Origin of the sequence: Amphibacillus jilinensis Y1 (assembly GCF_000306965.1) — a bacterium.
GTDB classification, from domain to species: domain Bacteria; phylum Bacillota; class Bacilli; order Bacillales; family Amphibacillaceae; genus Amphibacillus_C; species Amphibacillus_C jilinensis.
Window position 1 is genome coordinate 1 of record NZ_JH976436.1, and the last position, 23,807, is coordinate 23,807.

At 37.2% G+C, this 23,807-nt stretch carries 23 protein-coding genes, 1 riboswitch and 1 other annotated feature; of the genes, 10 read left to right on the plus strand and 13 right to left on the minus strand.

Annotated features, from left to right (window positions below; translation table 11 throughout):
• Positions 1 to 331 precede the first annotated feature (331 nt).
• A complete protein-coding gene (gene leuS / locus B494_RS0110265) occupies positions 332 to 2,752 on the minus strand; it encodes a leucine--tRNA ligase (RefSeq protein ID WP_017472310.1) in 2,421 nt (806 codons plus the stop codon).
• Positions 2,753 to 2,829: 77 nt separating this feature from the next.
• Positions 2,830 to 3,040, minus strand: a binding site (T-box leader).
• A 151-nt stretch (positions 3,041 to 3,191) separates the two neighbouring features.
• On the opposite strand from leuS, the gene mnmL reads away from it, so the two are divergent.
• Both mnmL and mnmM read left to right on the plus strand, forming a co-directional pair.
• Complete coding sequence (gene mnmL, locus B494_RS0110270; RefSeq protein WP_017472311.1) at positions 3,192 to 4,154, plus strand: tRNA modification radical SAM protein MnmL/YtqA; 963 nt, start codon at positions 3,192 to 3,194, stop codon at positions 4,152 to 4,154.
• A complete protein-coding gene (gene mnmM, locus B494_RS0110275) occupies positions 4,148 to 4,723 on the plus strand; it encodes a tRNA 5-(aminomethyl)-2-thiouridylate-methyltransferase MnmM (RefSeq protein WP_017472312.1) in 576 nt (191 codons plus the stop codon). The genes mnmL and mnmM overlap by 7 nt, the downstream gene beginning before the upstream one ends.
• Position 4,724: 1 nt before the next feature.
• Here the strand turns inward: mnmM and B494_RS0110280 are convergent, their stop codons facing one another.
• From B494_RS0110280 to metK, 3 genes are all read right to left on the minus strand, one after another.
• Positions 4,725 to 5,801, minus strand: coding sequence for a tetraprenyl-beta-curcumene synthase family protein (locus B494_RS0110280; protein WP_017472313.1), 1,077 nt, complete (start codon positions 5,799 to 5,801; stop codon positions 4,725 to 4,727).
• Positions 5,802 to 5,994: 193 nt separating this feature from the next.
• Positions 5,995 to 6,312, minus strand: a complete 318-nt coding sequence (locus B494_RS0110290; protein ID WP_017472314.1) for a hypothetical protein — start codon at positions 6,310 to 6,312, stop codon at positions 5,995 to 5,997.
• A gap of 297 nt (positions 6,313 to 6,609) precedes the next feature.
• Positions 6,610 to 7,809 (minus strand): methionine adenosyltransferase, encoded by a 1,200-nt coding sequence (gene metK, locus B494_RS0110295; RefSeq protein WP_017472315.1) that lies wholly within the window; start codon positions 7,807 to 7,809, stop codon positions 6,610 to 6,612.
• 305 nt (positions 7,810 to 8,114) lie between these two features.
• On the opposite strand from metK, the gene B494_RS0110300 reads away from it, so the two are divergent.
• From B494_RS0110300 to B494_RS0110310, 3 genes are read left to right on the plus strand one after another with little or no spacing between them, the layout of a single operon-like run.
• Positions 8,115 to 9,104 carry an ABC transporter substrate-binding protein gene (locus tag B494_RS0110300; protein ID WP_017472316.1) on the plus strand — a complete coding sequence of 330 codons (990 nt, stop codon included), beginning with the start codon at positions 8,115 to 8,117 and terminating at the stop codon, positions 9,102 to 9,104.
• Positions 9,105 to 9,117: 13 nt separating this feature from the next.
• Entirely contained in the window at positions 9,118 to 9,906 is a 789-nt protein-coding gene (locus B494_RS0110305; RefSeq protein ID WP_017472317.1) for an ABC transporter ATP-binding protein, read from the plus strand.
• Positions 9,875 to 10,681, plus strand: a complete 807-nt coding sequence (locus B494_RS0110310; protein WP_017472318.1) for an ABC transporter permease — start codon at positions 9,875 to 9,877, stop codon at positions 10,679 to 10,681. The genes B494_RS0110305 and B494_RS0110310 overlap by 32 nt, the downstream gene beginning before the upstream one ends.
• A 38-nt stretch (positions 10,682 to 10,719) precedes the next feature.
• Here the strand turns inward: B494_RS0110310 and ytkD are convergent, their stop codons facing one another.
• The 6 genes from ytkD to B494_RS0110340 all read right to left on the minus strand — a co-directional run bounded on the left by ytkD (position 10,720) and on the right by B494_RS0110340 (position 16,582).
• A complete protein-coding gene (ytkD, locus tag B494_RS0110315) occupies positions 10,720 to 11,199 on the minus strand; it encodes an RNA deprotection pyrophosphohydrolase (RefSeq protein ID WP_026065222.1) in 480 nt (159 codons plus the stop codon).
• A gap of 14 nt (positions 11,200 to 11,213) precedes the next feature.
• Complete coding sequence (locus tag B494_RS19235; protein WP_144032218.1) at positions 11,214 to 11,825, minus strand: hypothetical protein; 612 nt, start codon at positions 11,823 to 11,825, stop codon at positions 11,214 to 11,216.
• 265 nt (positions 11,826 to 12,090) lie between these two features.
• Entirely contained in the window at positions 12,091 to 13,320 is a 1,230-nt protein-coding gene (locus B494_RS0110325; protein ID WP_017472321.1) for a DNA polymerase IV, read from the minus strand.
• 107 nt (positions 13,321 to 13,427) lie between these two features.
• On the minus strand, positions 13,428 to 14,189 hold the full coding sequence (locus B494_RS0110330) for a response regulator transcription factor (protein WP_017472322.1): 762 nt from the start codon (positions 14,187 to 14,189) through the stop codon (positions 13,428 to 13,430).
• Positions 14,190 to 14,475: 286 nt separating this feature from the next.
• A complete protein-coding gene (locus tag B494_RS0110335) occupies positions 14,476 to 15,057 on the minus strand; it encodes an ECF transporter S component (protein ID WP_017472323.1) in 582 nt (193 codons plus the stop codon).
• Between the two features lie 152 nt (positions 15,058 to 15,209).
• Positions 15,210 to 15,347, minus strand: a riboswitch (FMN riboswitch).
• 176 nt (positions 15,348 to 15,523) lie between these two features.
• Positions 15,524 to 16,582 (minus strand): M20/M25/M40 family metallo-hydrolase, encoded by a 1,059-nt coding sequence (locus B494_RS0110340; protein WP_017472324.1) that lies wholly within the window; start codon positions 16,580 to 16,582, stop codon positions 15,524 to 15,526.
• Positions 16,583 to 16,665: 83 nt separating this feature from the next.
• Between B494_RS0110340 and B494_RS0110345 the strand changes: the two genes are divergently transcribed.
• A complete protein-coding gene (locus B494_RS0110345) occupies positions 16,666 to 17,421 on the plus strand; it encodes a potassium channel family protein (protein ID WP_017472325.1) in 756 nt (251 codons plus the stop codon).
• Between the two features lie 193 nt (positions 17,422 to 17,614).
• Here B494_RS0110345 and B494_RS0110350 read toward each other — a convergent pair whose 3' ends face one another.
• Entirely contained in the window at positions 17,615 to 18,961 is a 1,347-nt protein-coding gene (locus B494_RS0110350) for a glucose-6-phosphate isomerase (protein WP_017472326.1), read from the minus strand.
• 343 nt (positions 18,962 to 19,304) lie between these two features.
• On the opposite strand from B494_RS0110350, the gene B494_RS0110355 reads away from it, so the two are divergent.
• Positions 19,305 to 19,544: a DUF378 domain-containing protein gene (locus tag B494_RS0110355; RefSeq protein WP_017472327.1), complete on the plus strand. Its 240-nt coding sequence runs from the start codon at positions 19,305 to 19,307 to the stop codon at positions 19,542 to 19,544.
• Positions 19,545 to 19,633: 89 nt separating this feature from the next.
• Here the strand turns inward: B494_RS0110355 and yugI are convergent, their stop codons facing one another.
• The gene (gene yugI / locus B494_RS0110360; RefSeq protein WP_017472328.1) at positions 19,634 to 20,011 is read right to left on the minus strand and encodes a S1 domain-containing post-transcriptional regulator GSP13; all 378 of its coding nucleotides are present in this window, start codon (positions 20,009 to 20,011) and stop codon (positions 19,634 to 19,636) included.
• A gap of 222 nt (positions 20,012 to 20,233) precedes the next feature.
• Here yugI and B494_RS0110365 point away from each other — a divergent pair, with 222 nt between their 5' ends.
• Entirely contained in the window at positions 20,234 to 21,415 is a 1,182-nt protein-coding gene (locus B494_RS0110365) for a PatB family C-S lyase (RefSeq protein ID WP_017472329.1), read from the plus strand.
• Between the two features lie 276 nt (positions 21,416 to 21,691).
• Here the strand turns inward: B494_RS0110365 and B494_RS0110370 are convergent, their stop codons facing one another.
• Positions 21,692 to 21,955, minus strand: coding sequence for a phosphocarrier protein HPr (locus tag B494_RS0110370; protein WP_017472330.1), 264 nt, complete (start codon positions 21,953 to 21,955; stop codon positions 21,692 to 21,694).
• Positions 21,956 to 22,320: 365 nt separating this feature from the next.
• On the opposite strand from B494_RS0110370, the gene deoD reads away from it, so the two are divergent.
• Complete coding sequence (deoD, locus tag B494_RS0110375; protein ID WP_017472331.1) at positions 22,321 to 23,031, plus strand: purine-nucleoside phosphorylase; 711 nt, start codon at positions 22,321 to 22,323, stop codon at positions 23,029 to 23,031.
• A 142-nt stretch (positions 23,032 to 23,173) separates the two neighbouring features.
• Entirely contained in the window at positions 23,174 to 23,797 is a 624-nt protein-coding gene (locus B494_RS0110380; RefSeq protein WP_017472332.1) for a biotin transporter BioY, read from the plus strand.
• Positions 23,798 to 23,807 lie beyond the last annotated feature (10 nt).

The window sequence follows — 23,807 nt, forward strand, 5'->3', positions numbered from 1 at the left end:
GTTGTTTTGTTCAGTTTTCAAAGATCAAAAATCACTGTCACATTTGAGACAGCAATATAATAATACCATACACCCCCGTTGTTGTCAACAGCTTCAAAGCTACCACAACAACCAGATATATTTAAAAATAGTGCGTTCCTAATATTAATAGGATTTCACACAAAAGTCAAGAATAATTTAATTAAAAGATAAAGACTAAATAAATTCGTTTATTCCTTTCACTTATTATATTATTGCAAAAAAATAAAACCAAGTTATCGCGCTATACATTTAATAATACAAAAAAAGTTCGGAATATATTGAATCTATACCCCGAACCTTAATAAAGTTATTAGTTGGCTACAATATTAACTAATTTACCTGGAACAACAATCACTTTCCGAACCGTTTTACCAGCAATTTTTTCTTGAATAATTTCATTTGCTAATGCTAGCTCCTCAAGTTCATCCTTAGTAGCAGTCTTTGCCACCAACATTTTCGCTCTATTCTTACCAAGAATTTGAATCACAATCTCAACTTCGTCTTCCACTAACTTCGTTTCATCAAATTCAGGCCAAGATTGATACGCGATTGTCTCATCTTTACCTAATTCACTCCAAAGCTCTTCAGCTAAGTGAGGAGCTACCGGTGAAAGTAACTTTACAAAACCTTCTGCATACGTTCTATCTATTTCATTAGCTTTATATGCTTCATTAATAAAGACCATCATCTGAGAGATTGCCGTATTAAATTTCAACTCTTCAAAATTCTCTGTGACACGCTTAACTGTTTCATGGTAAACTTTTTCAAGGTGATCGTCCTCCACCTCAGACACAATTTTCGTTGTCAACTGCTGCGACTGATCTGATACATATAGACGCCAAACACGATCAAGGAAGCGACGTGCTCCGTCAAGTCCACCTTCTGACCAAGCAATTGAAGCATCTAGTGGGCCCATGAACATTTCATATAAACGAAGTGTATCTGCACCATGACTAGCAAGGATTTCATCTGGGTTAACAACATTACCCTTCGACTTACTCATCTTTTCATTGTTTTCGCCTAAAATCATTCCTTGATTAAAGAGCTTCATAAATGGTTCCTTTGTAGGTACCACACCAATATCATATAAAAACTTATGCCAAAAACGCGCATATAATAAGTGTAAAACAGCATGTTCTGCTCCGCCAATATAAACATCTACTGGCAACCATTTGTTTAACTGGTCATAATCAGCAAGTTTTTCACTATTGTCGGGATCAATGAAACGTAAGAAGTACCAACAACTTCCTGCCCATTGTGGCATGGTATTTGTTTCACGACGGCCCTTCTTGCCCGTTTCGGGATCAGTCACGTGAACCCAATCTTCAATATTAGCAAGTGGTGATTCACCTGTTCCAGAAGGTTTTATTTCTGTTGTCTTTGGCAGCACAAGTGGTAGTTGACTTTCATCTACTCCTGTCGTCGTGCCATCTTCCCAGTGAATAACCGGAATCGGTTCACCCCAATAGCGTTGGCGACTGAAAAGCCAATCACGCAAACGATACGTTACCTTTTTCTCACCTTTATTGTGTTTTTCAAGCCAATCGATTGCCTTTATAATAGCTTCATCTTTATTTAAATCATTTAAGAACTCAGAATTAATATGTTTACCATCACCAGTAAATGCCTCAGTTTCGATGTCGCCACCTTCTAGCACTGGAATGATATCAAGATTAAATTTTTGTGCGAATTCATAATCACGTTGATCATGGGCAGGTACGGCCATAATTGCACCAGATCCATATGACATTAAAACATAATCAGCAATCCAAATCGGAATTTTTTTATCATTGATCGGATTCACTGCATAAGCACCTGAGAAAACACCTGTCTTATCTTTAGCTAAATCCGTCCGTTCTAAATCACTCTTTGTTTTTACCTGATTCAAATAATGACTCACTGCACTCTTTTGCTCTGCTGTAACCACTTTATCAACCAACGGATGTTCAGGTGCTAACACAGCATAAGTAGCACCAAATAATGTATCAGGTCGCGTTGTAAACACCTTAAAAGTAGCTTGATGATCCGCAATGTCAAAGGTCACTTCAGCACCTTCTGATCGACCGATCCAATTACGCTGCATATCCTTAATGCTTTCTGGCCAATCCAGTTCTTCTAGGTCATCTAATAAGCGATCTGCATATGCAGTAATTTTAAGCATCCACTGCTTCATTGGCTTTCGTTCAACTGGGTGGCCCCCACGCTCACTTACACCATCAATTACTTCTTCATTTGCTAACACCGTTCCTAAAGCTGGACACCAGTTCACCGGCACTTCATCAACATAAGCCAGTCCCTTTTCATAAAGCTTTAGGAATATCCACTGTGTCCACTTATAATAGTTAGGATCTGTTGTATTCACTTCTCTGTCCCAATCATATGAAAAACCTAGTTCTTGAATTTGCCGTCTAAATGTATCAATATTTTTAGCAGTGAATACGGCAGGGTCATTACCTGTATCCAGTGCATATTGTTCTGCTGGCAACCCAAAAGCATCCCACCCCATCGGATGAAGCACTTCATAACCTTGCATTCGTTTCATTCTCGACAGAATATCTGTTGCGGTATAACCTTCTGGATGTCCAACATGAAGCCCAGAACCAGATGGATAAGGAAACATATCTAATGCGTAAAACTTTTTCTTATCCGTCTTTGTATTTGTCTTAAACGTTTTATTGGTTAACCAATAATCACGCCATTTTTTTTCTATTTTTCTATGATCAAATGACATCTTACATCCTCCTTAATTCTATCGACAACGACAAATGGAAACGTGTGTTCTGGAAATAAAAAAAGCACTACATCCCATAATGGGACGAGAGCTTTTCCCGCGGTACCACCCAAAATTAACGTCGTACAACGTTCACTTTGTTTCTTTAACGCAGAATACGGCGATCACTACTATGATTCACAATCGCAACCTCAAAGGTGAGTTCGTAAAGGTCAAGAATAACTTTCAGCAACCGTTATTTCTCTATGGCTTGACCATTTTACTACTAATCCTTCTCATTGTCGTTCCTTATTATTGTAATCGTATTGTAAGGAAACTAGAGGCTTTTGTCAAGCTGATCCTCAAAATACTTTTCAAATGACTTCGTGCTTCTCCCCTCTTATTGTGATAAAATATTCAAAGTAATTTAAATCAAATTAGGATAAAGGGGTTCTCATTTATGAAAAATCCATTTCCGTATTCATATGATCAAAAGCGATACCATTCTTTAAACTATCATCTGAAAAATCGTTTTGGTGAAAAAATCTTTAAAGTGGCATTAGATGGTGGATTTGATTGCCCAAACCGTGATGGTACGGTTGCTTATGGTGGCTGTACGTTCTGTTCGGCTGCTGGAAGTGGGGACTTTGCCGGGGACCGTGCCGATGATCTAGAAAAGCAATTTAATGAAGTGAAAGACCGTATGCACAGTAAATGGCCTAATGCCAAGTATATTGGCTATTTTCAAGCATATACGAATACCCATGCACCTGTAGCTGAGTTAAGAGAAAAATATGAAACCATTTTAAAACAAGATAATGTTATCGGTCTATCTATCGGAACCCGCCCCGACTGCCTCCCAGATGATGTCATCGAATACTTAGCAGAGCTAAACGAGCGAACTTACCTTTGGGTAGAACTCGGGTTGCAAACGATGCACCAAAGCACTTCTGATTTAATCAATCGTGCACATGATATGCAGTGCTATCTTGATGGGGTTGAAAAATTACGCAAACATAACATTAATGTTTGTACACACATTATTAATGGCTTGCCTGGTGAAGATTATCAAATGATGATGGATACAGCTAAAGCAGTCAGTGAAATGGATGTCCAAGGAATAAAAATTCACATGATGCATCTTCTAAAAGGAACACCGATGGTCAAGCAGTATGAAAGAGGCATGCTTAAATTTATGACACGCGATCAATATATTAAGCTCGTGGTCGATCAGTTGGAAATTTTGCCTCAAGACATGATCGTTCACCGCATCACGGGTGATGGACCACCTGATTTATTAATTGGGCCGATGTGGAGCATGAGCAAATGGGAAGTATTAAACGCTATTGATGCCGAACTTGAGACACGTAACAGCTATCAGGGAAAGTTGTTTGATAGACACGCTAAGGTACTATCATGTTAAAGCGCGTCATTCCTTACGCTCATGAATTAATTCAGCAAGTGATACAACCTGGCGAGATAGTCATTGACGCTACTTGTGGTAACGGTCATGACACCGTCATGCTTAGCCAAGCCACTGGTCCTAATGGGGTTGTTTATGCTTTTGATATTCAAGCAGAGGCCATTACTAATACCAAAAGATTACTAGAAGAAAATCAACTTAATAACGTTGAACTTATCCATGATAGCCATCAATATGTCGATCATTATTTAGATGACCGAGCCGACCAGCAACTAGCTGGAGCGATCTTTAACCTTGGTTATTTGCCCGGCAGTGATAAAACAATTATTACAAAACCAACAAGCACGATTTCAGCTATAGACAAAATAGCCTGCCGGTTAAAAGTTGGGGGGATAATTGTTTGCGTAGTCTATTATGGTCATTCCGGGGGTCAATCTGAAAAAGAAGCATTACTTGACCATCTAAAACATTATGATCAAAAGCAATTTAATGTGCTTCAATATGGCTTTATTAATCAAAAAAACCACCCACCTTTTGTTCTTGCCCTTGAGAAAAAACAAGCCGATTGAGCTAGTGCTCCATAATCGGCTTGTTTTTAAATCGTTTATACCATTTTATTGAATAATAGAAAAAAATAGATCGCATTCCCCCAGCTCTTAAGAGTCGGCGCTTGACACGTTTACCATCCCATACCTGATCAATTTTTGGATCAGCTAAGTATAAACCTATTAATCCTTGATAAATAAAGCGGTGAAACTTTTGATCGCATAGCTTCTTTATGGTATTTCTGGTCTGTTCAATAAAATAAAGAAAGCGTTGCTCCAATTTATCTACACTAGGATAGTAAGCGCAAAAGTTTAGGTCTCCTTCTTGTCTATCTTCATTTTGATCAATCAGATAATCGAGAAGGATATGGAGACCTTGTAAATATGGGAAGTAACCATGATAAATATACTGTAATTCTTGTTCTTCTAATTTACCGTGAAAAGCGTAAGAAACCATACAAAATATGCCTAGTGTTGATCCTGTTGCTGCGCTATATTCATACCAACTTAACGTCGCATAATTGGATTGTTCATGCATTTTCTTTAACCTGCCAACGCGTTGAGATTGCTCGACATGTTTATGTACTTGTAAATCGATATATAAATCAACTAATTCAATTAAATATTTTTTCATAACTGAATACTGACTAAGCATCGCTAAATGTGCTTGACATACCTCAACAAGCTCTGTTAAGTAACCCCCATCATCTTTGAATTCATGAAATTGATAATATGAATTTGTCGATTCTGATAATGTAACCGCATCTCGCATCGCTTGATGTAGTGCTCGAAAATCATTTGCGTTAAAGGAACCACTGCGGTCACATAAATTATCTAAGTAGTCACTAATCGTTTGATACGCCACGATGAAAGTCACCGCTTCCTTCCACCTTGCTCCCGATAAAACACCATAAACACTACCGCCTTGACAATGAAACGATTTCGCATCAATACTAGCTAATGCTTGTTCACGCAATTCTTGATTAGGAATAGCAGACGCCTTAGCACGCCAATAGATAAGCTCCTGTCTTACAACTGGTAAGATATCCTTAAATACCGTCTTTACAAGCCTTGGAGCTGTTTGGTACATACTACTTTTCATATTCACCACACCTACACATTTAAGGATTGTTTTTAATCATTATAGCCATGAACAACGGATTTAGTCTAATTTGACTAAATTATCCGCTTATCACAATAAAAAAACTCAAAGTAGGCTTATATTATACATTAAATAATAATCGTCTTTACCACTTTCTTCAATAATTCCTTTTGCTTGTGTTAACAAAATCTTTTTAATATCCAAAAAAATTATCCGAATTAGGTTTAAAGAGCAAGAACATACCTAAAAACAATACTAGGGAAACTGCCCAAATAACAAATAAAAACTTTGTCCTACTAGTCATACTTACACTTTCCCCAAGAAAGATTTTTGATAATAAGTAAATTAAAGTTAATGTAATTGTTGGAACTAAAATATAAAGTATAACGCCCCAATTTCTAGGGACACCTATGAAGAAAAAGTAGAATGTCAAAGCTATTGATACATTTAAACCAACTAAAGGCTGAAAGGACAGATAAGTATATATCTTTTGTTTCTCAACATTTTTCATTAAATTCCCTCTCTCTTTGGATTGTTACAGTTATAAATGGAAATTAACCCCTTCTTCAATTATACTATTTTTACCAAATTCCTTCAAATGGATAATTTAAAAAATTAACTAAGTCAGTTATTTAATACTGCTAACACTCTTTTTTATAATCTGTTTCATAAATAAGCAGCTCCTTTAGTAACTTATCTAGAATGTTGATGTACCCCATTCCCGCTTAATTACAGACATAGACCCTATAGAAGACACTTTTTAGCGTCCAATCTATAGGGTCCATTTTATTCACTGTTAGATATATTGTTAAGCATCAATAAACGCATTTAAAGCATCTGCTTTATCTGTTCTTTCCCAAGGGAAAGTGACATCTGTACGACCAAAATGGCCATAGGCTGCGGTTGACTTAAAGATCGGTTGTCGTAATTGCAACATTTGAATGATACCTGCTGGGCGCAAATCAAATAAATGACGAACTGCTTCTACTAGTTTTTCTTCACTTACTTTCCCTGTTCCAAATGTATCGACTGAAATAGAGACAGGTTCAGCTACCCCTATGGCATATGCCAATTGAACCTCACATGCTGATGATAATCCGGCAGCAACAATGTTCTTAGCGACATAACGCGCAGCATAAGATGCAGAACGGTCTACTTTTGTTGCATCCTTACCACTAAACGCACCACCACCATGACGGGCATAGCCACCATAAGTATCAACAATAATTTTCCGACCTGTCAAACCAGCATCACCTTGAGGCCCACCGATAACAAAACGTCCTGATGGATTAATAAAATATTTTGTTTGCTCATCTAATAATTCCGCTGGGACAACCGGCTCAATCACATGTTTTTTCAAGTCTGACTGAATACGCGTTAGCTCGATTTCTGGATGGTGTTGTGTTGAAATGACTATCGTATCGACACGGAGAGGTTTATTGTTCTCATCGTATTCAACCGTTACTTGTGTCTTACCATCTGGGCGTAAGTAATCAACCGTTTGGTCTTTACGTACATCGGCTAACCGCTTCGATAATTTATGTGCTAGGGAAATCGGTAATGGCATCAATTCAGGTGTTTCATTATTAGCATAACCGAACATTAAACCTTGATCTCCTGCCCCAATCGCTTCAATCGCTTCATCGTTCATTTTGCCCTCACGCGCTTCTAAAGCTTGATCTACTCCCCCCGCAATATCGGGCGATTGTTCATCTATTGCGGTTAATACCGCACACGTTTCGTAATCAAATCCGTATTTAGCACGTGTATAGCCAATTTCCTTAATCGTTTGACGTACAATTTTAGGTATATCAACATAGGTTGAGGTTGTTATTTCTCCTGATACAAGCACTAGACCTGTCGTGATCGTTGTTTCACATGCCACTCTAGCCATAGGATCTTTTGTTAAAATTGCATCAAGTATTGCATCTGAAATTTGATCACTAATTTTATCTGGATGTCCTTCAGTTACAGACTCCGAAGTAAATAATCGACGATTTGCAACCATGTTAGCAAATCTCCTTTCCTAACCACCAAAACAGGTGTCCATTCTTTTTTTATTTTAGTTGTTTTCAACTTTATCATAACAGAACATGCGAAGCATTGGCTATAAAAACGAATGCCTTCTTACGCTCTTCCTCGAATAGTTAATCAAGATGAATGCATATATTTCCTCGCTAAACTTAATGTTATGTTTTTTTATCGTAACCAAACCCTTCTCCGTTGTCAATATAAGTCCTAACTATTATAAACACACAGCCCTTTATTTTTGCATACGATGGAGAAAACGGTATGAGAAAAAGGAGTATTAAAATGAAAAAAATCTGTGTCATCGCCATGCTTTTAGTCATACCCACCTTACTTATAAGTTGTTCCAACGATCAACCATTAACAGAAATTCGCGTTGCAGAAGTAACACGAAGTATTTTTTATGCTCCTCAATATGTCGCCTTAGAACTCGGCTATTTTGAAGAGGAAGGTCTAGAGGTGGAGTTGCAAACCATTGCTGGTGGAGATAAGGTAATGATTTCACTATTATCGAACAATTCCGATATTGGTTTGGTTGGGGCTGAGACTTCTATTTATGTTGCTAGTCAAGAAACAGATGATCCAGTTATCAACTTTGCCCAATTAACTCAAACAGATGGTACCTTTCTTGTTTCACGTGAGCCAGACGATGATTTTTCCTTTACAGATTTAATCGATAAGGAATTTTTAGGTCAGCGTAAAGGTGGAATGCCTCAAATGGTGGGAGAGTTTGTATTAAGAGATCACGGGATCGATCCACACGATGACTTAGAACTCATTCAAAATATTGACTTTGCCAACATTGCTAGTTCGTTCTTAAGTGGCGTGGGAGATTATGTACAGTTGTTCGAACCTACTGCAAGTCAATTTGTTGAAGATGGCGTCGGACATATTGTCGCTTCTTTTGGTGAAGCCTCAGGGCAAGTACCTTACACTGTCTTTATGGCTAAAGAAAGCTTTTTAGAAACCCATGATCAAGCTGTTTTAAAGTTCACCAAAGCCTTATATCGTGCACAACAATATGTTAACACAGCTGATCCTAACGAAATTGCCGAGATTGTTCAACCTTTTTTCACTGAAACCGATCAAGCTTTACTTGCCAGTTCCATTGAGCGTTATCAGGCACAAGACGCCTATGCAACCACCCCTTTGCTAGAAGAAGCAGCGTGGGAACATTTAAAAGTAATTATGGATCAAGCAGATGAACTGCCCGCTGACATTGACTATCAAGACTTAGTTAATACAGATTTTGCAGAAGAAGTTATTAAAGATTGAGGAGGGAAGCCCGTTGAGTTATTTAGAGCTAGCATCTATTTCTCACTATTACTTTAATGAAAAACATTGCACACATGCCCTTGATAACATTTCATTCCAAGTTGAAAAGGGGCACTTTATTTCTTTATTAGGTCCTAGCGGGTGTGGGAAAACAACTCTTCTATCAATTATCGCTCAACTGATTAGCCCAACAGAAGGGACAATAAAGTTAAAAGGTTTACCGATTGATCAGCATAACATCTCAATTGGATACATGCTCCAACAGGATTACTTATTTCCTTGGAAAACGATTTTAGACAATGTTTGTATTGGTCCAAAAATCCGTAGGGAATGGGTAACAGGTGATTACGATAAAGCTAAAGCATTATTAGCTAAAGTTGGATTAACTGATGTTGTTAATAAATATCCTGATCAATTATCTGGTGGCATGAGGCAACGTGTCGCACTCGCTCGCACCTTAATGACTGATCCTGCACTACTTTTACTTGACGAACCTTTTTCAGCATTAGACTTTCAAACCAAACTTATTTTAGAAGCTTTTATGAGCGCTATGTTAAAAGATTATCAAAAAACATCGCTTTTAGTCACCCATGATATTGGAGAAGCGATTGCGATGAGTGATGATATTTTCTTAATGCGGGCAAATCCTGGTTCTATTCACTTGCACATACCTGTACCTGAACACGTTCGAAACCTCTCACCTATTGAAGCTCGAAAGCATCCAGAATACCATCAATTATTTGATCAGATTTGGAAGGAGATGAATCAGCTTGATACCGAAAACGACGCATCCCTCGTATGATGTTTACCTACAACGATTGGCACGTGAAAAACGACTAATTAAGTGTGGACAATTCATTATTTTCATTTGTTTTTTCTTATTTTGGGAAGTCAGTAGTCGTCTGCACTGGATTGATCCATTAATATTTAGTTCGCCTTCACGCGTTGCAAATCTTATGGTGCGTTACCTTCTTGATGGTTCGCTCTGGTTCCATATGCGTATAACTATTTTTGAAACATTAGCTGGCTTTTTTATTGGAACAATAGCAGGAATTATTTTGGCTTTTTTTCTTTGGTATTCCAAACGATTCTCAGCTATTGTTGATCCCTATTTAGTTGTCTTCAACGCCTTGCCAAAAGTAGCATTAGGTCCAATTATCATTGTCGCTTTAGGACCCGGTTATAGCTCCATCATTACAATGGGGGCGATTATTTGTGTGATCGTCTCTGCGCTTGTCGTTTATAACGGTTTCCATGAAGTTGATGCTAATTATATTAAAGTTTTACAAAGCTTTGGTGCTTCCAAATGGCAAAATTTCAAAGAAGCGATTCTCCCTGCTTCTTTACCGACCATCATATCCACCTTTAAAGTAAACGTTGGTCTTTCTTGGGTTGGCGTAATCGTTGGTGAATTTCTTGTTGCATCCAAAGGCCTCGGCTATTTAATTGTCTATGGTTTCCAAGTTTTTAATTTCACACTGGTTCTTTATAGTCTTGTCTTAATTGCTTTTTTAGCAGCATTAATGTATCAAGGTGTTGCTTATTTTGAAAAATGGTTATTAAAGAAATTACGTTAACGAAGGCGTATCTTTAAACAATAAGACACGTCAGCTTTCTATTCAAAGCTGACGTGATGTTTAATAATTTCTTTTAAACTAAGTCTAACGATATCATCCTTCATAATAAAGCTAAATGATTTATTCGTCGGCAAATTTCCGGGTAAATTTTTTAATAGGACAGGGCCTTCTGTTTCATGATAACTATTTTGCTGTTTCAAAACGGCAATTTCGGCATAGTAAATATTTTTGATTACGGTATCCGCTTTACCCCTCACATAATACTGGCCTAAATAACTGAGCAACTCAACAGTTGCACCCGTCTCTTCCTTCACCTCTCGAATAGCTGCTTGTTCGGCTGTTTCCCCTGGTTCTACTTTACCTCCAGGGAATTCCATGCCTCGTGTTTTATGCTTAGTAAGTAGCCATTGTCCCCGGTAGTGACAAATAATAAACACATGTTTAGGATGTTTAGAAAAGGGGTGGTCATCAAATGAAAGCTTGACCTCATTATTATAATAATCTCGAAAAACATACATAACGATCGCTACCTTCAAATAATGTCCGATGAGTCTGTCACATCCCCCTCAATATGAGGATGGTTAATATCAATAATTCTCCAGCCTTTTTCGTAAGCAAAGACCATTTCAATTCGATAGTCTCCATACATTTCTAATGCGTTTTCTTGTATTATCCTGATCAGACCGTCGTCTAAGACTTCTTTTTGATATGGCTCTTCAAATATGAACCATGGCGGTAATTCAGTAGGAACAATATACAGACCCTCGTCTCTTTCATCATAATAAAATTCTATATAAGGTGCAACCACCTCTTGTGTAGCTATCTCCTCGAATTCTTCAATAAGTGCTGCTTTCGTTGAAAAATTAACCACGCGATAATTTTCATCTGTTTCTTGTACGAGATGGTCAATAAATGCTTCAGTCTTTTCTTTAATCGTTTCCATTGTCAATTCAGGAGCTGTTTGTCCCTCATCTAATTTAGTGAAAGTGGAAAAGGTAATTTCCTCTTTCGGAAAGCGTTCATTTTGACTATAGGCATGGGCATAAGCAGGATCCCCACTTTCTGGTTGATAAGAAAACAGAAGTAAAGTTGTTACGAGTAGGGTCAGCCCGGTTAAAAGCCATTCAAACTTAGCCTTCCACATCATTTCCCACCTCCAATCATGTTGTTACTCTACCTTTCCACCTTTTTAGTGTAGCTAAACCTTATTTTCTTTCATAGATGTTTCAGGTACAATAAGCCTGTATATTTCTAGTGAGCCTCAACTGCCTTCTATTGTTTGCACAGCGAGGGCTTTCCAACTAGATTCCCACAGCACTATGCATGTAATCAAATGATTTATTTAAAAGTGCCACCTCGATCAGTCGGTATTTTATGGACGGTTAGCTGTGATAAACGACGTATTTTTCTTAGCGACTATGGCCACCTATTTTGTTTGCTCGCGCTTTAGCCTGACCAGCATCTAGTAATGATGATGCCTTCATTATAGCCGTTAAACCGTACCGTTCTTTTAATAAATCCATTATTCTCGAAAGGTCTTCCTCTGCTTGGGGCTCATCGAATAACGAAAGTTGTTGCGTTGATTTAGGTACAAGCTTTGATAAAGTTAAACCGATACCTCTAACTGGATAGCCCTCCCAATGTCTGCTAAAGAGAATAACAGCAGCTTGATAAATTTTCGAGCTTAATTGGGTCGGCTCTGTTAGTGCAAGTTGACGATTAAACCCTTCTTTACTACCAAAACGGTGACTTTGAAGATTTACAGATACGGTCATACCTAAATAATCTTGACGCCGTACTCGTCTAGCAACCTCCTCTGATAATTCACGCAACACCACTTTTATATCCGCTTCTCGTTGATAATCGTGTGGTAAAGTCATATGATGCCCAATCGCTTTTTGGGTTTGATGTGTCTTCGGAACAACTGGACTTGGATCAATTCCATTTGCTAAGCGCCAGAGTACTTCGCCATTTATCCCCCAACGCTTCTTTAACCAATCAACCGGATAACAAGCTAAATTACCAACCGTATGCAAGCCCATCTTAACAAGATGAGTATTCATCCGATGCCCAACACCAAATAAAGCATCAACGGGGAGTGGCCAGAGTAACGCTTTTATGTTGCTTTGGTTTAACTCAGCAATCCCGGTTTTATTCTTTTTGGCAAACTGATCACACGCCATTTTGGCTAACGCCTTATTAGGTCCAATTCCAACCCTTGCTTCCACCCCAATAGCATCAAAAATTTCATCACGAATCGCTTGGGCGATAGCTTGCTTAGAACCAAATAGATGTAAACTACCAGTCACATCTATAAATTGTTCATCAACAGAATATACTTCTACCAAGTCAGAAAAATACTCAAGTATTTTTGTGATCTCCAGTGACAGGGTCAGGTAAAGCTCCATATGTGGTGTGATTATTTCAAGCGTCGGGCATTTTCGACGTGCTTGCCAAATCGGTTCCGCTGTCTTTACCCCTTCTTGTTTTGCAAGCGGACAAGCCGCTAGTACAATGCCACTTCTTTGTTTAGGATCACCCGCAACAATAACAGGTTTATTCATTAAGTGTGGCTGTTTTACCTTTTCTACCGAGGCATAAAAAGCTTGCATATCAACTAAAAAAACGGTGCGTTCCATCTGTCCACCTCCCTGATCCATCATCATTTCTGAACAACAAAAAAAGAACAACTATGTTCACATTTTATACGAACACACGTTCTTTTATCAAGCTGTATTTTTTTCCATCAATTTAAAATTTTTATCTGAGAGGTTTCATTAAGTGAGTATTTATTATAGTCAACCAATAAATAACCTATGCCTCTAATTGTTTTAATATAAATGGGATTTTTCCGTTTCGGCTCTATCTTTTGTCTTAATCGGCTAATAAATACATCAATAATCCGATCATCAATCGTGTCTGATTCACTTGATAATGCTTTCAATAGTTCTTTTCTAGTCACGACCTCACCCTTGTGTGTGAATAAATAATAAAGCAGCTCAAACTCTTTTCGTGTTAAATCAACCAACTGATTATGTTTATATAAAGTATAATTTATTGAGTCAATAACAAGTTCACCATTTACCATATGGTGATTGGGCAGTGGGCTTTGGATCGTTGGGTAATCAAAGCGACAACATTGCTCACTTCGACGCATAATGGCTTTAATACGGGCAATAAGCTCTTTAATGCTAAAAGGTTTTAGGACATAGTCGTCTGCCCCAAGTTCAAGTCCTAGCGTACAGCTTAATTCATCATGATCCGATGACAATAAAATAATAGGTTCCCAACGCTTCAGGACTTGTCTTAATCGTTTACAAAGTTCTAATCCATCAATAGGCGTGTCTAAATCGATAAGTACAGCGGATAGCGTAAGTGTATCTGTTAAACTAACTGCTTCATCAATATGATCCGTTTCCCATATAACATACCCTAAAGCATGAAATGCTTCTCTTAATGACGCATGCAAAACGTTTTCCTTTGCAACCATTAATATTGATTGATCCATCCAACCCCTCCTAAAAGCAAACTAATACTACCTATCACTGTTCCTGTATCCGAAATACGAATGATTAATCCGACAGCTAATCATTTCGACTATTTTTAGTATATCGAGCCAATTTTAAAAAATCATGAACTTAATGTTAAGGTTATGTAAATTTTAACAATATAATGATATTCACTAATAATTGTACATGTGTAGTTTCGATTTTTTATAATAAAAAAGCAGTTCAGTTTTGGCGTTAACACATGAACACCGAAACTGAACTACTTATAGACTCTACTTATCTCATTTATGAATTGAATATAGCTTGCTTTTGTTTAATCCAAGGTTTTAATTTAATGAATAATGGAACAAATAAAACAGAAACAATGAAGCCCTTAATCAAGTTAAATGGAATTACACCAACCATGATTGTACCCAGCAACGCTCCACTAGACAAATCATCCATACCCATGAAGACACTATAAATGGGAAGTAAGACATAATAATTGAGTATCCCCATTGAAAAGGTCATAATAACTGTACCCACAACCAATCCAGATAACAAGCTGTTGTCACCTTTATACTTATGATAAATCATCGATATGGGCACAACAAAAGTGACACCCGCTACAAAATTAGCAAATACACCAACTGGATCTGCTGCTCCAGTAAAAATAAGATATAATAGGTTCTTAATTAATTGAACAACCACACCTGCCATTGGTGAGAAAATAAGCGCCGCTAATAACGTGGGCACTTCCCCAAAATCCACTTTTAAATAGGGTGGCAAGAATGGCAATGGGAAATTCAGAAATAATAAGACCATAGAAATAGTTCCTAATAATGCTAAAATAATCAATTTTAATAATTGTGATGACTGTTTACTCATGTCAAGATCCTCCTTCACCTTCTTAATCGATATTAACCTCAATATGATGAAGGGAGAGTAACTTCCTTAAGCCTAAATTAAAAATCCTAAAGCAAAAGGGCTTTAGGATTAATAGGCATCAAGAAATAAAATGGTCAATTAACCATATTACTCTTTATCTTCTCCCATCCAGACTTTCACTGTCGGTCCTAGATTCGCACTAGGTCCACCGCTATAAAAAGCGGGTCACGGACTTACAGCATGAGCTGCTTACCGTCGGTCGGGAATTACACCCTGCCCCGAAGATTAAATCGATATGTTGTTATATACAGTATAATATAGTCGAATAAATTTGTGAAGTGTTTTACATGAACTTTTTTCACATAATCATTTAAAAGCACTAGTTAACAAACGAAAGCCATGCTTAATTTCGGATCTTTTATAGCGCTTCTCTTTCACACTGAAAGCTTACTTAGTGAATAAGGAACTAATCAATTAATGGATTTAAATTCTCATCCCCACTCATGTTAGCAATAAAGTCAACTAATAGTTCAATTTCCTCTTCGATGTCTTTGGTGCTTACCGTTTCAACTGGAGAATGCATATACCGTAGCGGCAGTGAGACTAAGCTGACTGGCACTCCGCGACCGGTTAAACGCATTTTATCAGCATCCGTACCTGTCATGCTTGATGTCAGTTCATATTGAACCTTGATATCCAATCGCTTAGCTGTTTGCTCAAGCCATTGATTTATTTTCCGGTTAATCGGGGCACCCTTAGCTAAGACGGGACCGCCATCTAATTGAATATCGCCATATTTATTTTTATTCACATTAGGATAGTCGGTAGCAAACGTCACGTCACAGGCAATGGCCATTGTCGGCTCCAAACCTGCAGCTGCAAAATACGCTCCACCCATATTGGTTTCTTCATTAACAGTGCTCGCGGCGTAAACACCAACATTAAGTTGCTTATCCGATAGTTTACGAAGTACTTCCGCCACAATAAAAGCACCCGTGCGATTATCTAAACCACGTCCGGCTATATAACGATTCATAAGCGATTCAGGTCTCCGATCATAAACAGCTAAATCACCAATTTGAACATAGGACTCAATTTCCTCTTTAGACTTTGCACCACAATCAATAAATAAGTCTGCCACATCGAAATCACCTTTTATTCCTCCGTGATGCTGAGCATTAACACCAATTACCCCAGTTATTTCTTTGGCATAACCTTGTATTTTCACCTTCATTCCAACAGCTGCTTTTGGATTAATCCCACCCATCTTGTCAAAATAAAGAAAGCCGTCGTTATCTATTCGGTTAATAACAAGGGCAATCTCATCACAATGACCGGCTAATAATATTTTGAAATCCGCCTGCTTGTTAAGTACACCAATTGCATTCCCCGCATGATCTGTCATGATTTCATCGGCAAACCGCTCAACATAATTCATCCATTTTCTTTGAATAGCAACCTCCATACTTGATGGTGAAGGTGTTTCCAACAACTCAAGTAAGAAATCTTTATTTTCTAATACCATATTGTTATCCTCCTTTTCATTCTATCAACATCATATCAAAACTTTTTGTAAACACTAAGAAAAAAACATTGAGGTGATCATTGATGATTGTTCGTATAAAGCACTATTATCTCCAACTTCCTATACTTTTAAAATTACTCATTATCATTGGTGCATTTATGATCGGGTTTGGCTCGCTTATTCATTTTGTTGAACCTATCATCTTTCCAACAGTATTTGATGGCGTTTGGTGGGCACTTATTACCGGCTCCACAGTTGGCTATGGTGATTATGTTCCTCACACGTTAACAGGACGTCTGTTAACCTTGATGCTTATTTTAGGGGGTGGCGGTGCCATCACTTTCTATATGGCAACCATTTCAGCAACAACTATAAAAAAAGAACAGCAAAGAAATGGCGGATTCACGCGTTTCCAAGGAAAAGCACACCTTATTATTATTGGCTGGAATGAACGCACAAGGCAACTGGTTGATCTATTACAAAACCAAAAAACACAACCAACAATTGTTTTAATTGACCAAACTTTAGCACATTTGCCTGCAAATTATCGCTATCTTCATTTTGTCAAAGGAGATCCTACTATAGCTAAAACACTGAGCAAAGCTAACACTGAACAAGCCACAGCAGCTATAGTTACAGCTGATCCCGGAAAAGAAGAACGTTACGCTGATCAAGCAAGCATATTAACAGTCATTGCATTAAGAAGTATAAATGATGATCTCTCAATCCATACCGAAATACTAACGTCAGAACAAGTAGATAATGCTAAGCACGCAGGAGCGACCACTATCATCGAAACCAATCACGTCTTAGCAGAGTTATTCAAAAAACATCTTTAATAATAAAACAACCCTTCAATCAGTGAGAGTTGAGTGAATCTCCCCCCCTAAATAGATGATCTTTACTCTCTATTTTAAGGCGTTTTACAGATGGTTATCTGTAATAAATTAATGCACCTCGAAGCATTAAAGGTTTTCCAAAGAAAGATAATTAGATATAAAACAAGAGGCTGCATAAACAGCCTCTTGTAGATTATAAGCGTTTTTCTAGCTCTGCTTTTTCTTTTTCAAATCCGGGTTTTCCTAATAAGGCAAACATATTTTTCTTGTACGCTTCTACACCAGGTTGATCAAATGGATTCACACCTAATAAATAGCCACTAATTGCACATGCCTTTTCAAAGAAATAAACAACATAGCCAAAAGTATAAGCATCTAGCTTAGGCAAGTGGACAATTAAGTTAGGCACTTGACCATCTGTATGTGCAAGCATTGTCCCTTGATAAGCCTTTTCATTAACAAAATCTACGGTTTGACCTGCGAGGTAATTAAGACCATCAAGGTCTTGAGCTTCTTTCTCTAGTGTAAGGTCATGTTTTGGCGTTTCAACGTGTAAAACTGTTTCAAAAATATCTCGACGACCTTCTTGAACATATTGACCTAAAGAATGTAAATCGGTTGAGAAATTCGCCGAAGAAGGATAGATCCCTTTAAAATCTTTCCCTTCACTTTCACCGAATAACTGTTTCCACCATTCAGAAAAATATTGTAAAGATGGCTCATAATTAATCAGCATTTCAATCGTCTTACCTTTATTGTAAAGCAGGTTACGAATCGCTGCGTATTGGTAAGCAGGGTTGTGCTCAAGGTCTGCGTTACTAAGTTCCTGCTGCGCTTTTTGTGCGCCTTCCATCATTGCATCAATATCGACACCACTTGCTGCGATTGGTAATAAGCCAACAGCTGTTAGCACAGAATAGCGTCCACCAACATCATCAGGAATAACAAATGTTTCATACCCTTGTTCTGTCGCTAATGTTTTCAATGCGCCTTTCGCACGGTCAGTTGTAGCAAAGATGCGTTTTTTAGCTTCTTCTACACCATATTTATCTTCAAGGAATTTACGGAAAATTCGGAAAGCAATTGCTGGCTCGGTTGTCGTTCCACTTTTAGAGATAACATTTATCGAGACATCTTTATCTTCTAACAAATCAAATAAGTCATGCATATATGTTGAGCTAATACTATTTCCTACAAAAATAACTTGAGGTGCTTTACGCTTATCCTTAGGCAAAATATTGTAAAATGAGTGGTTTAGCATTTCAATAGCTGCACGCGCCCCTAAATAAGAACCACCAATACCAATTACAAGCAAGACATCTGAATCAGCTTTAATCTTATCGGCTGATTTTTTGATTCGAGCAAACTCTCCCTTATCATAGTTTTCAGGTAAATCAACCCAGCCAAGAAAATCATGGCCAGCACCTGTTTTATTATGTATCATCTCATGAGCTAATTTTACAGGCTCTTTAAGATAGTCAACTTCATGTTGACCAAAAAACGTTAAAGCTTTTTCATATTCAAAACGTACATGTGTCATTTAATTACCTCCATTTATAAATAATCTGTCTTCTTAAAGATACCGAATCGGCTTTCGTAAATCAAGTAAGAATCTTAGAAAAAAATGAAAGCTCATAAAACGAAACCTTTAATAAGTGGGTGTTTTTCGTGTTTCTTCTCCTGACTGTTAGTTGAGTGAACCAGGCGTTTAGCTACCATCTAAATAGATGAGCTCTATTCTTTATTTTGTGAAGGGCGTTTTACGGACAGTTATCTGTGGTAAACCATTCACCGCATTCATCCAGCTTGTTCAAAAGTATAGATTCATTAAAACAACACACACTAACATAGCAAGTTATATTATTGAATAAGGAGGACATACGATGAATGTACTTGAAAGAATAGCACTTGTGTTAATTATCATTGGCGCCATCAATTGGGGCTTAATCGGCTTGCTACAATTCGATTTAGTCGCTACACTATTCGGTGGCGGTTCTCAAGCAGGTGCTTTTGCCCGAATTATCTACACCCTAGTCGGTATTAGTGGTTTAGTTAGCTTGAGTATATTATTTAAGCATGACCATGAACCGAGAGAGAAACATCATTATCAACCCCAAAGCTAAATACAGACAAAAACAGATAACGAATCAACGGAATGGATGACCTAAAAAGCCAGCACACTTATATTCAGTGTGCTGGCTTTACATATGAATTACTTATTCTGTTCTGATTGTTTAAGCCACTCGCTTAATTTATCTTTCAATGTATTAAAACCTTGTTCTTCTTGTTGCGAAGCTTTAGGATTAGATGGTTTATTAGCATTAGCTTGGGGTGCCTTTTTTGGTGCTTCTTCAGTCGCACGAATAGATAACGAATATTTATTTTTTTCTTCATCAATTGAAATAATTTTAACGTTAACTTCATCACCAACAGCAATAAACTCATTAATATCTTTAACAAATCCGTGAGTAACCTCTGAAATGTGAACCAAACCTTGAATTTGATCATCTAATGCTACAAAAGCGCCATAAGGTTGGACACCTGTAACTTTTCCTGTTAATACTTGACCTTCTGCAAATTTTTCTGACATAATCATCACAACTCCTAATTTAATATTGACAAATCTATAACACCTACGAGTCATAGGATTTACCGGATGTATTTATACGCAATTATTAATTTTATCATAGCTAATTAAGAATATACAAGATATTTATATTATCGAGAGCAATCTTCAACTAAATGTTATGTTAAACATGTTATAATAGTTAGAAAATAATGATTAGTCAAAATTTGCAAGGGAGTGGGATAAATGATAGAACAATTTGAACAATTGCCAAATCGTCAAGGAACACGTTCTGTTAAATGGGACATGACTGACAAAGTATTTGGTTCTAGTGATCTACAGCCGATGTGGGTAGCTGATATGGATTTTGAAATCGCCTCACCCATTAAAAAAGCATTAATTGATCGCATTAATCATGGGGTATTTGGCTATACAGTAACGGATAGCCACTTAAATCAAATTGTGAAGCAATGGTTAGAAAGAAGACACAATTGGTCAATTGAAGCGGACACCATTATATATAGTCCAGGTGTACTTGTTACTATACATATGGCTATCTTAACGCAAACGGATCCTGGCGATAAAGTACTAATTCAAACCCCTGTATATCCACCATTTCATAGTATCGTTAAAAAGCATAACCGTACATTAGTCACTAATCCATTAATTTATAATAATGGAAGATATACAATTGATTATAATGATTTAGAAACAAAATTCAAATCCGGTGTAAAGGCATTTATTTTATGTAGTCCCCATAATCCAGTTGGACGTGTATGGACAAAAACAGAGTTGGCCAAGATAATCACCCTTGCTAAACGCTATCATGTACTTATTATATCAGATGAAATTCATGCTGATCTCATTTATAACGGTGCTAAGCATGTACCCATCGGTTCAATTGATCAAACGATTGAGGATCAACTTATCACTTGTTTTTCGCCAACCAAAACTTTTAATTTAGCAGGACTACAGGTTTCCTATGCAGTCATTACAAATAAACAACTCCGACAGGACATTACACAAGCATTATCAGACTATGGCGTATCGTCCTTAAATACATTAGGAATTACTGCTTTAGAAGCTTCCTATCAACATGGTGAAGCATGGCTTGATCACCTATATACTGTATTGCATAGAAATAGACAATTAGTCGAAAAAGCCTTTCAAGAAAGAGATGAGATCATCCCTATTCATCCCGAGGGAACATATCTTATGTGGCTCGATTGTAGAAACATGGGCCTTGAACAGACCACATTAAATCAATTTATGATAGAAAAAGCTCGTGTAGGGTTAAATAATGGTTTAACGTTCGGAGAAGAGGGGCGTGGATTTATGAGGATTAATTTAGCTAGCCCCACCACTTATATAGAAACAGGTGTTAATAAAATGATTAAAGCACTAGACGCTAAAGTAAATAAGGTGTAAATCAATGCTCTTGACAGAATTGTCACTCTGGAGACACTTTAAGCAGGCATACGTCCAGAGGGACTACAAGATATAAGTGCAATAGCCAGCCTTCAATGCAAGCTAATAGTAGCTAACTTGTTAACATTGTCAAACATCGAAAGTTAAGGATGAATGGTGTAGTTCAAATGAAAAATGGAGGGTTCAGTCGACCCCTCCGTTTTTTACCATAACGCTATAATTAAGTAAATCTTCCACAACAGCTGTGCATGATTGATCCGCTAACTAAGAAATAAATTATTCCCCTAACTGTTCACGGATCGCTTCAGTAATTCCTTCAATGGCCTGTTCTTCATCAGCACCTTCAACTGTAACCTTTATTTGAGCTCCTTTAGGTACACCTAACGACATAACACCCATAATCGACTTTAAGTTAACTGATTTACCATTATAATGCATTTCTACGTGTGATTCATATTGACCAGCTTTGTTAACTAACAATGTTGCAGGACGTGCATGAATACCAGTATCATCTGTAATTGTAAATGTTTGTTCTTTCATTCTAATTCCTCCCAACTGATTCACATTATTTAATCAATCCATTCTTTACATAAATAGATTCATTAATGTTATTATATACGAAATTTAACATGGAATAAATAGAAATAATCATAATAATAGAACGTTTTCATTGTTTTACAGCGAATTAAAGGTTAAGCTTTCCACGATTACTAGCCAGGAAATATAAAAAAATAATTTGTATTCTAAATTCGATTATGATAACTTATCATTATGAGTGAAGCTTCCCTCAATGACAGGCTTATTTCTTATTAAAAAGGAATAACCCTACATAGTTAAAACCCTCAATTTTGGAGAAAGTTCTCCACTTAAACACAAATGAATTTATTAAAGGAGGCCTGCTTTATATGAGTACACATATAGGCGCTAAAAAAGGCGATATAGCAGATAAAATCTTATTACCAGGAGATCCATTACGTGCTAAGTACATCGCAGACAACTTCTTAGAAAATGCTGTATGCTACAATGAAGTACGAGGTATGTATGGTTATACAGGTACATATAAGGGTGAACGCATCTCTGTACAAGGAACAGGAATGGGCGTGCCTTCCATCTCTATTTATGTCAATGAGCTTATTCAAGAGTATGATGTTAAAAAATTAATTCGTGTCGGAACATGTGGTGCTATCCAAAAAGATGTCAATGTGCGGGACGTTATTTTGGCACAAAGCTCGACAACAGATTCACAGATTAATCGCATGGTATTTGGCGGCATTGACTTTGCTCCTATAGCTGATTTCCAATTACTAAAAAACGCATACGATACAGGTAGCGAAAAAGGGTTAGCCTTACGTGTAGGTAATGTCTTTACAAGTGATAGTTTTTACCGTGATAACGGATTAGCCTTATTAGAACAACTTGCTCAATATCAAGTACTTGCTGTAGAAATGGAAGCTACAGCACTTTATACACTAGCTGCCAAATTCAATCGTCAAGCCTTAGCTATTTTAACCGTATCTGATCATATTCTAACTGGGGAAGAAACAACAGCTGAAGAACGGCAAACGACCTTTAATGATATGATTGAAGTCGCATTGGATGCAGCAATTAAAAGTTAGCAGACAAAGCAATATTTAAAAGCCTTCATTTCACCAAAAAATAGTCAAAAATTCCAAAACGGGGAAGTTTAAACTTCCCCGTAATTTAAAACGTATTGTTAACCTTTAAATAAAAAGGTTAACGTTGAGGAGGAAGAAAGTGATGAAAAAGATATCAACTATAGAATTATGTTATGGAGCGATTTTTATATGTTTAATGGCAATTGGAGCAAATATTACCTACTGGTTTCCGTTTTTATCGATACCGATAGGCGGGGTCTCCGTACCGCTTTCCCTCCAAACTTTTTTCAGCATTCTTGCGGGTTTGATGTTAGGTAAACAATTAGGTGCATTTTCAATCTTTGCCTACACGCTTGTAGGCTTAATTGGAGTTCCTGTCTTTGCTCAAATGCAGTCTGGATTATTTGTACTATTTAATTATACCGGTGGCTTTTTACTTTCTTTTATTTTAGTTGCGTATGTAACAGGATTTTTAATGGAACGTTTAACGACAATAACTTTACCATCGAGTACATCTATCGCTATAATTGGCGTGCTTACAAATTATTTAGTTGGGGTAACTTATATGTATGTTGGTATGAACACATGGCTAAATCTTGAGATCACTTATTTAGCAGCTTGGTTAGGTATGATTCCATTTCTAATTAAAGATCTGGGTCTTGCTTTTATTGCTGCATTGCTGATTATCAAAATGTATTCGCGCCTATCTTTTAAAACATCACATATAAACAGCCAAAATACATTACAGAAATCAGTAAAGCGATAAAACGATCTGA

Coding starts and splice junctions, on each gene's coding strand:
- leuS (WP_017472310.1), bottom strand. CDS start 2,752: ATGTCATTTGATCATAGAAAAATAGAAAAAAAATGGCGTGATTATTGG.
- mnmL (WP_017472311.1), top strand. CDS start 3,192: ATGAAAAATCCATTTCCGTATTCATATGATCAAAAGCGATACCATTCT.
- mnmM (WP_017472312.1), top strand. CDS start 4,148: ATGTTAAAGCGCGTCATTCCTTACGCTCATGAATTAATTCAGCAAGTG.
- B494_RS0110280 (WP_017472313.1), bottom strand. CDS start 5,801: ATGAAAAGTAGTATGTACCAAACAGCTCCAAGGCTTGTAAAGACGGTA.
- B494_RS0110290 (WP_017472314.1), bottom strand. CDS start 6,312: ATGAAAAATGTTGAGAAACAAAAGATATATACTTATCTGTCCTTTCAG.
- metK (WP_017472315.1), bottom strand. CDS start 7,809: ATGGTTGCAAATCGTCGATTATTTACTTCGGAGTCTGTAACTGAAGGA.
- B494_RS0110300 (WP_017472316.1), top strand. CDS start 8,115: ATGAAAAAAATCTGTGTCATCGCCATGCTTTTAGTCATACCCACCTTA.
- ytkD (WP_026065222.1), bottom strand. CDS start 11,199: ATGTATGTTTTTCGAGATTATTATAATAATGAGGTCAAGCTTTCATTT.
- B494_RS19235 (WP_144032218.1), bottom strand. CDS start 11,825: ATGTGGAAGGCTAAGTTTGAATGGCTTTTAACCGGGCTGACCCTACTC.
- B494_RS0110325 (WP_017472321.1), bottom strand. CDS start 13,320: ATGGAACGCACCGTTTTTTTAGTTGATATGCAAGCTTTTTATGCCTCG.
- B494_RS0110330 (WP_017472322.1), bottom strand. CDS start 14,189: ATGGATCAATCAATATTAATGGTTGCAAAGGAAAACGTTTTGCATGCG.
- B494_RS0110335 (WP_017472323.1), bottom strand. CDS start 15,057: ATGAGTAAACAGTCATCACAATTATTAAAATTGATTATTTTAGCATTA.
- B494_RS0110340 (WP_017472324.1), bottom strand. CDS start 16,582: ATGGTATTAGAAAATAAAGATTTCTTACTTGAGTTGTTGGAAACACCT.
- B494_RS0110345 (WP_017472325.1), top strand. CDS start 16,666: ATGATTGTTCGTATAAAGCACTATTATCTCCAACTTCCTATACTTTTA.
- B494_RS0110350 (WP_017472326.1), bottom strand. CDS start 18,961: ATGACACATGTACGTTTTGAATATGAAAAAGCTTTAACGTTTTTTGGT.
- B494_RS0110355 (WP_017472327.1), top strand. CDS start 19,305: ATGAATGTACTTGAAAGAATAGCACTTGTGTTAATTATCATTGGCGCC.
- yugI (WP_017472328.1), bottom strand. CDS start 20,011: ATGTCAGAAAAATTTGCAGAAGGTCAAGTATTAACAGGAAAAGTTACA.
- B494_RS0110365 (WP_017472329.1), top strand. CDS start 20,234: ATGATAGAACAATTTGAACAATTGCCAAATCGTCAAGGAACACGTTCT.
- B494_RS0110370 (WP_017472330.1), bottom strand. CDS start 21,955: ATGAAAGAACAAACATTTACAATTACAGATGATACTGGTATTCATGCA.
- deoD (WP_017472331.1), top strand. CDS start 22,321: ATGAGTACACATATAGGCGCTAAAAAAGGCGATATAGCAGATAAAATC.
- B494_RS0110380 (WP_017472332.1), top strand. CDS start 23,174: ATGAAAAAGATATCAACTATAGAATTATGTTATGGAGCGATTTTTATA.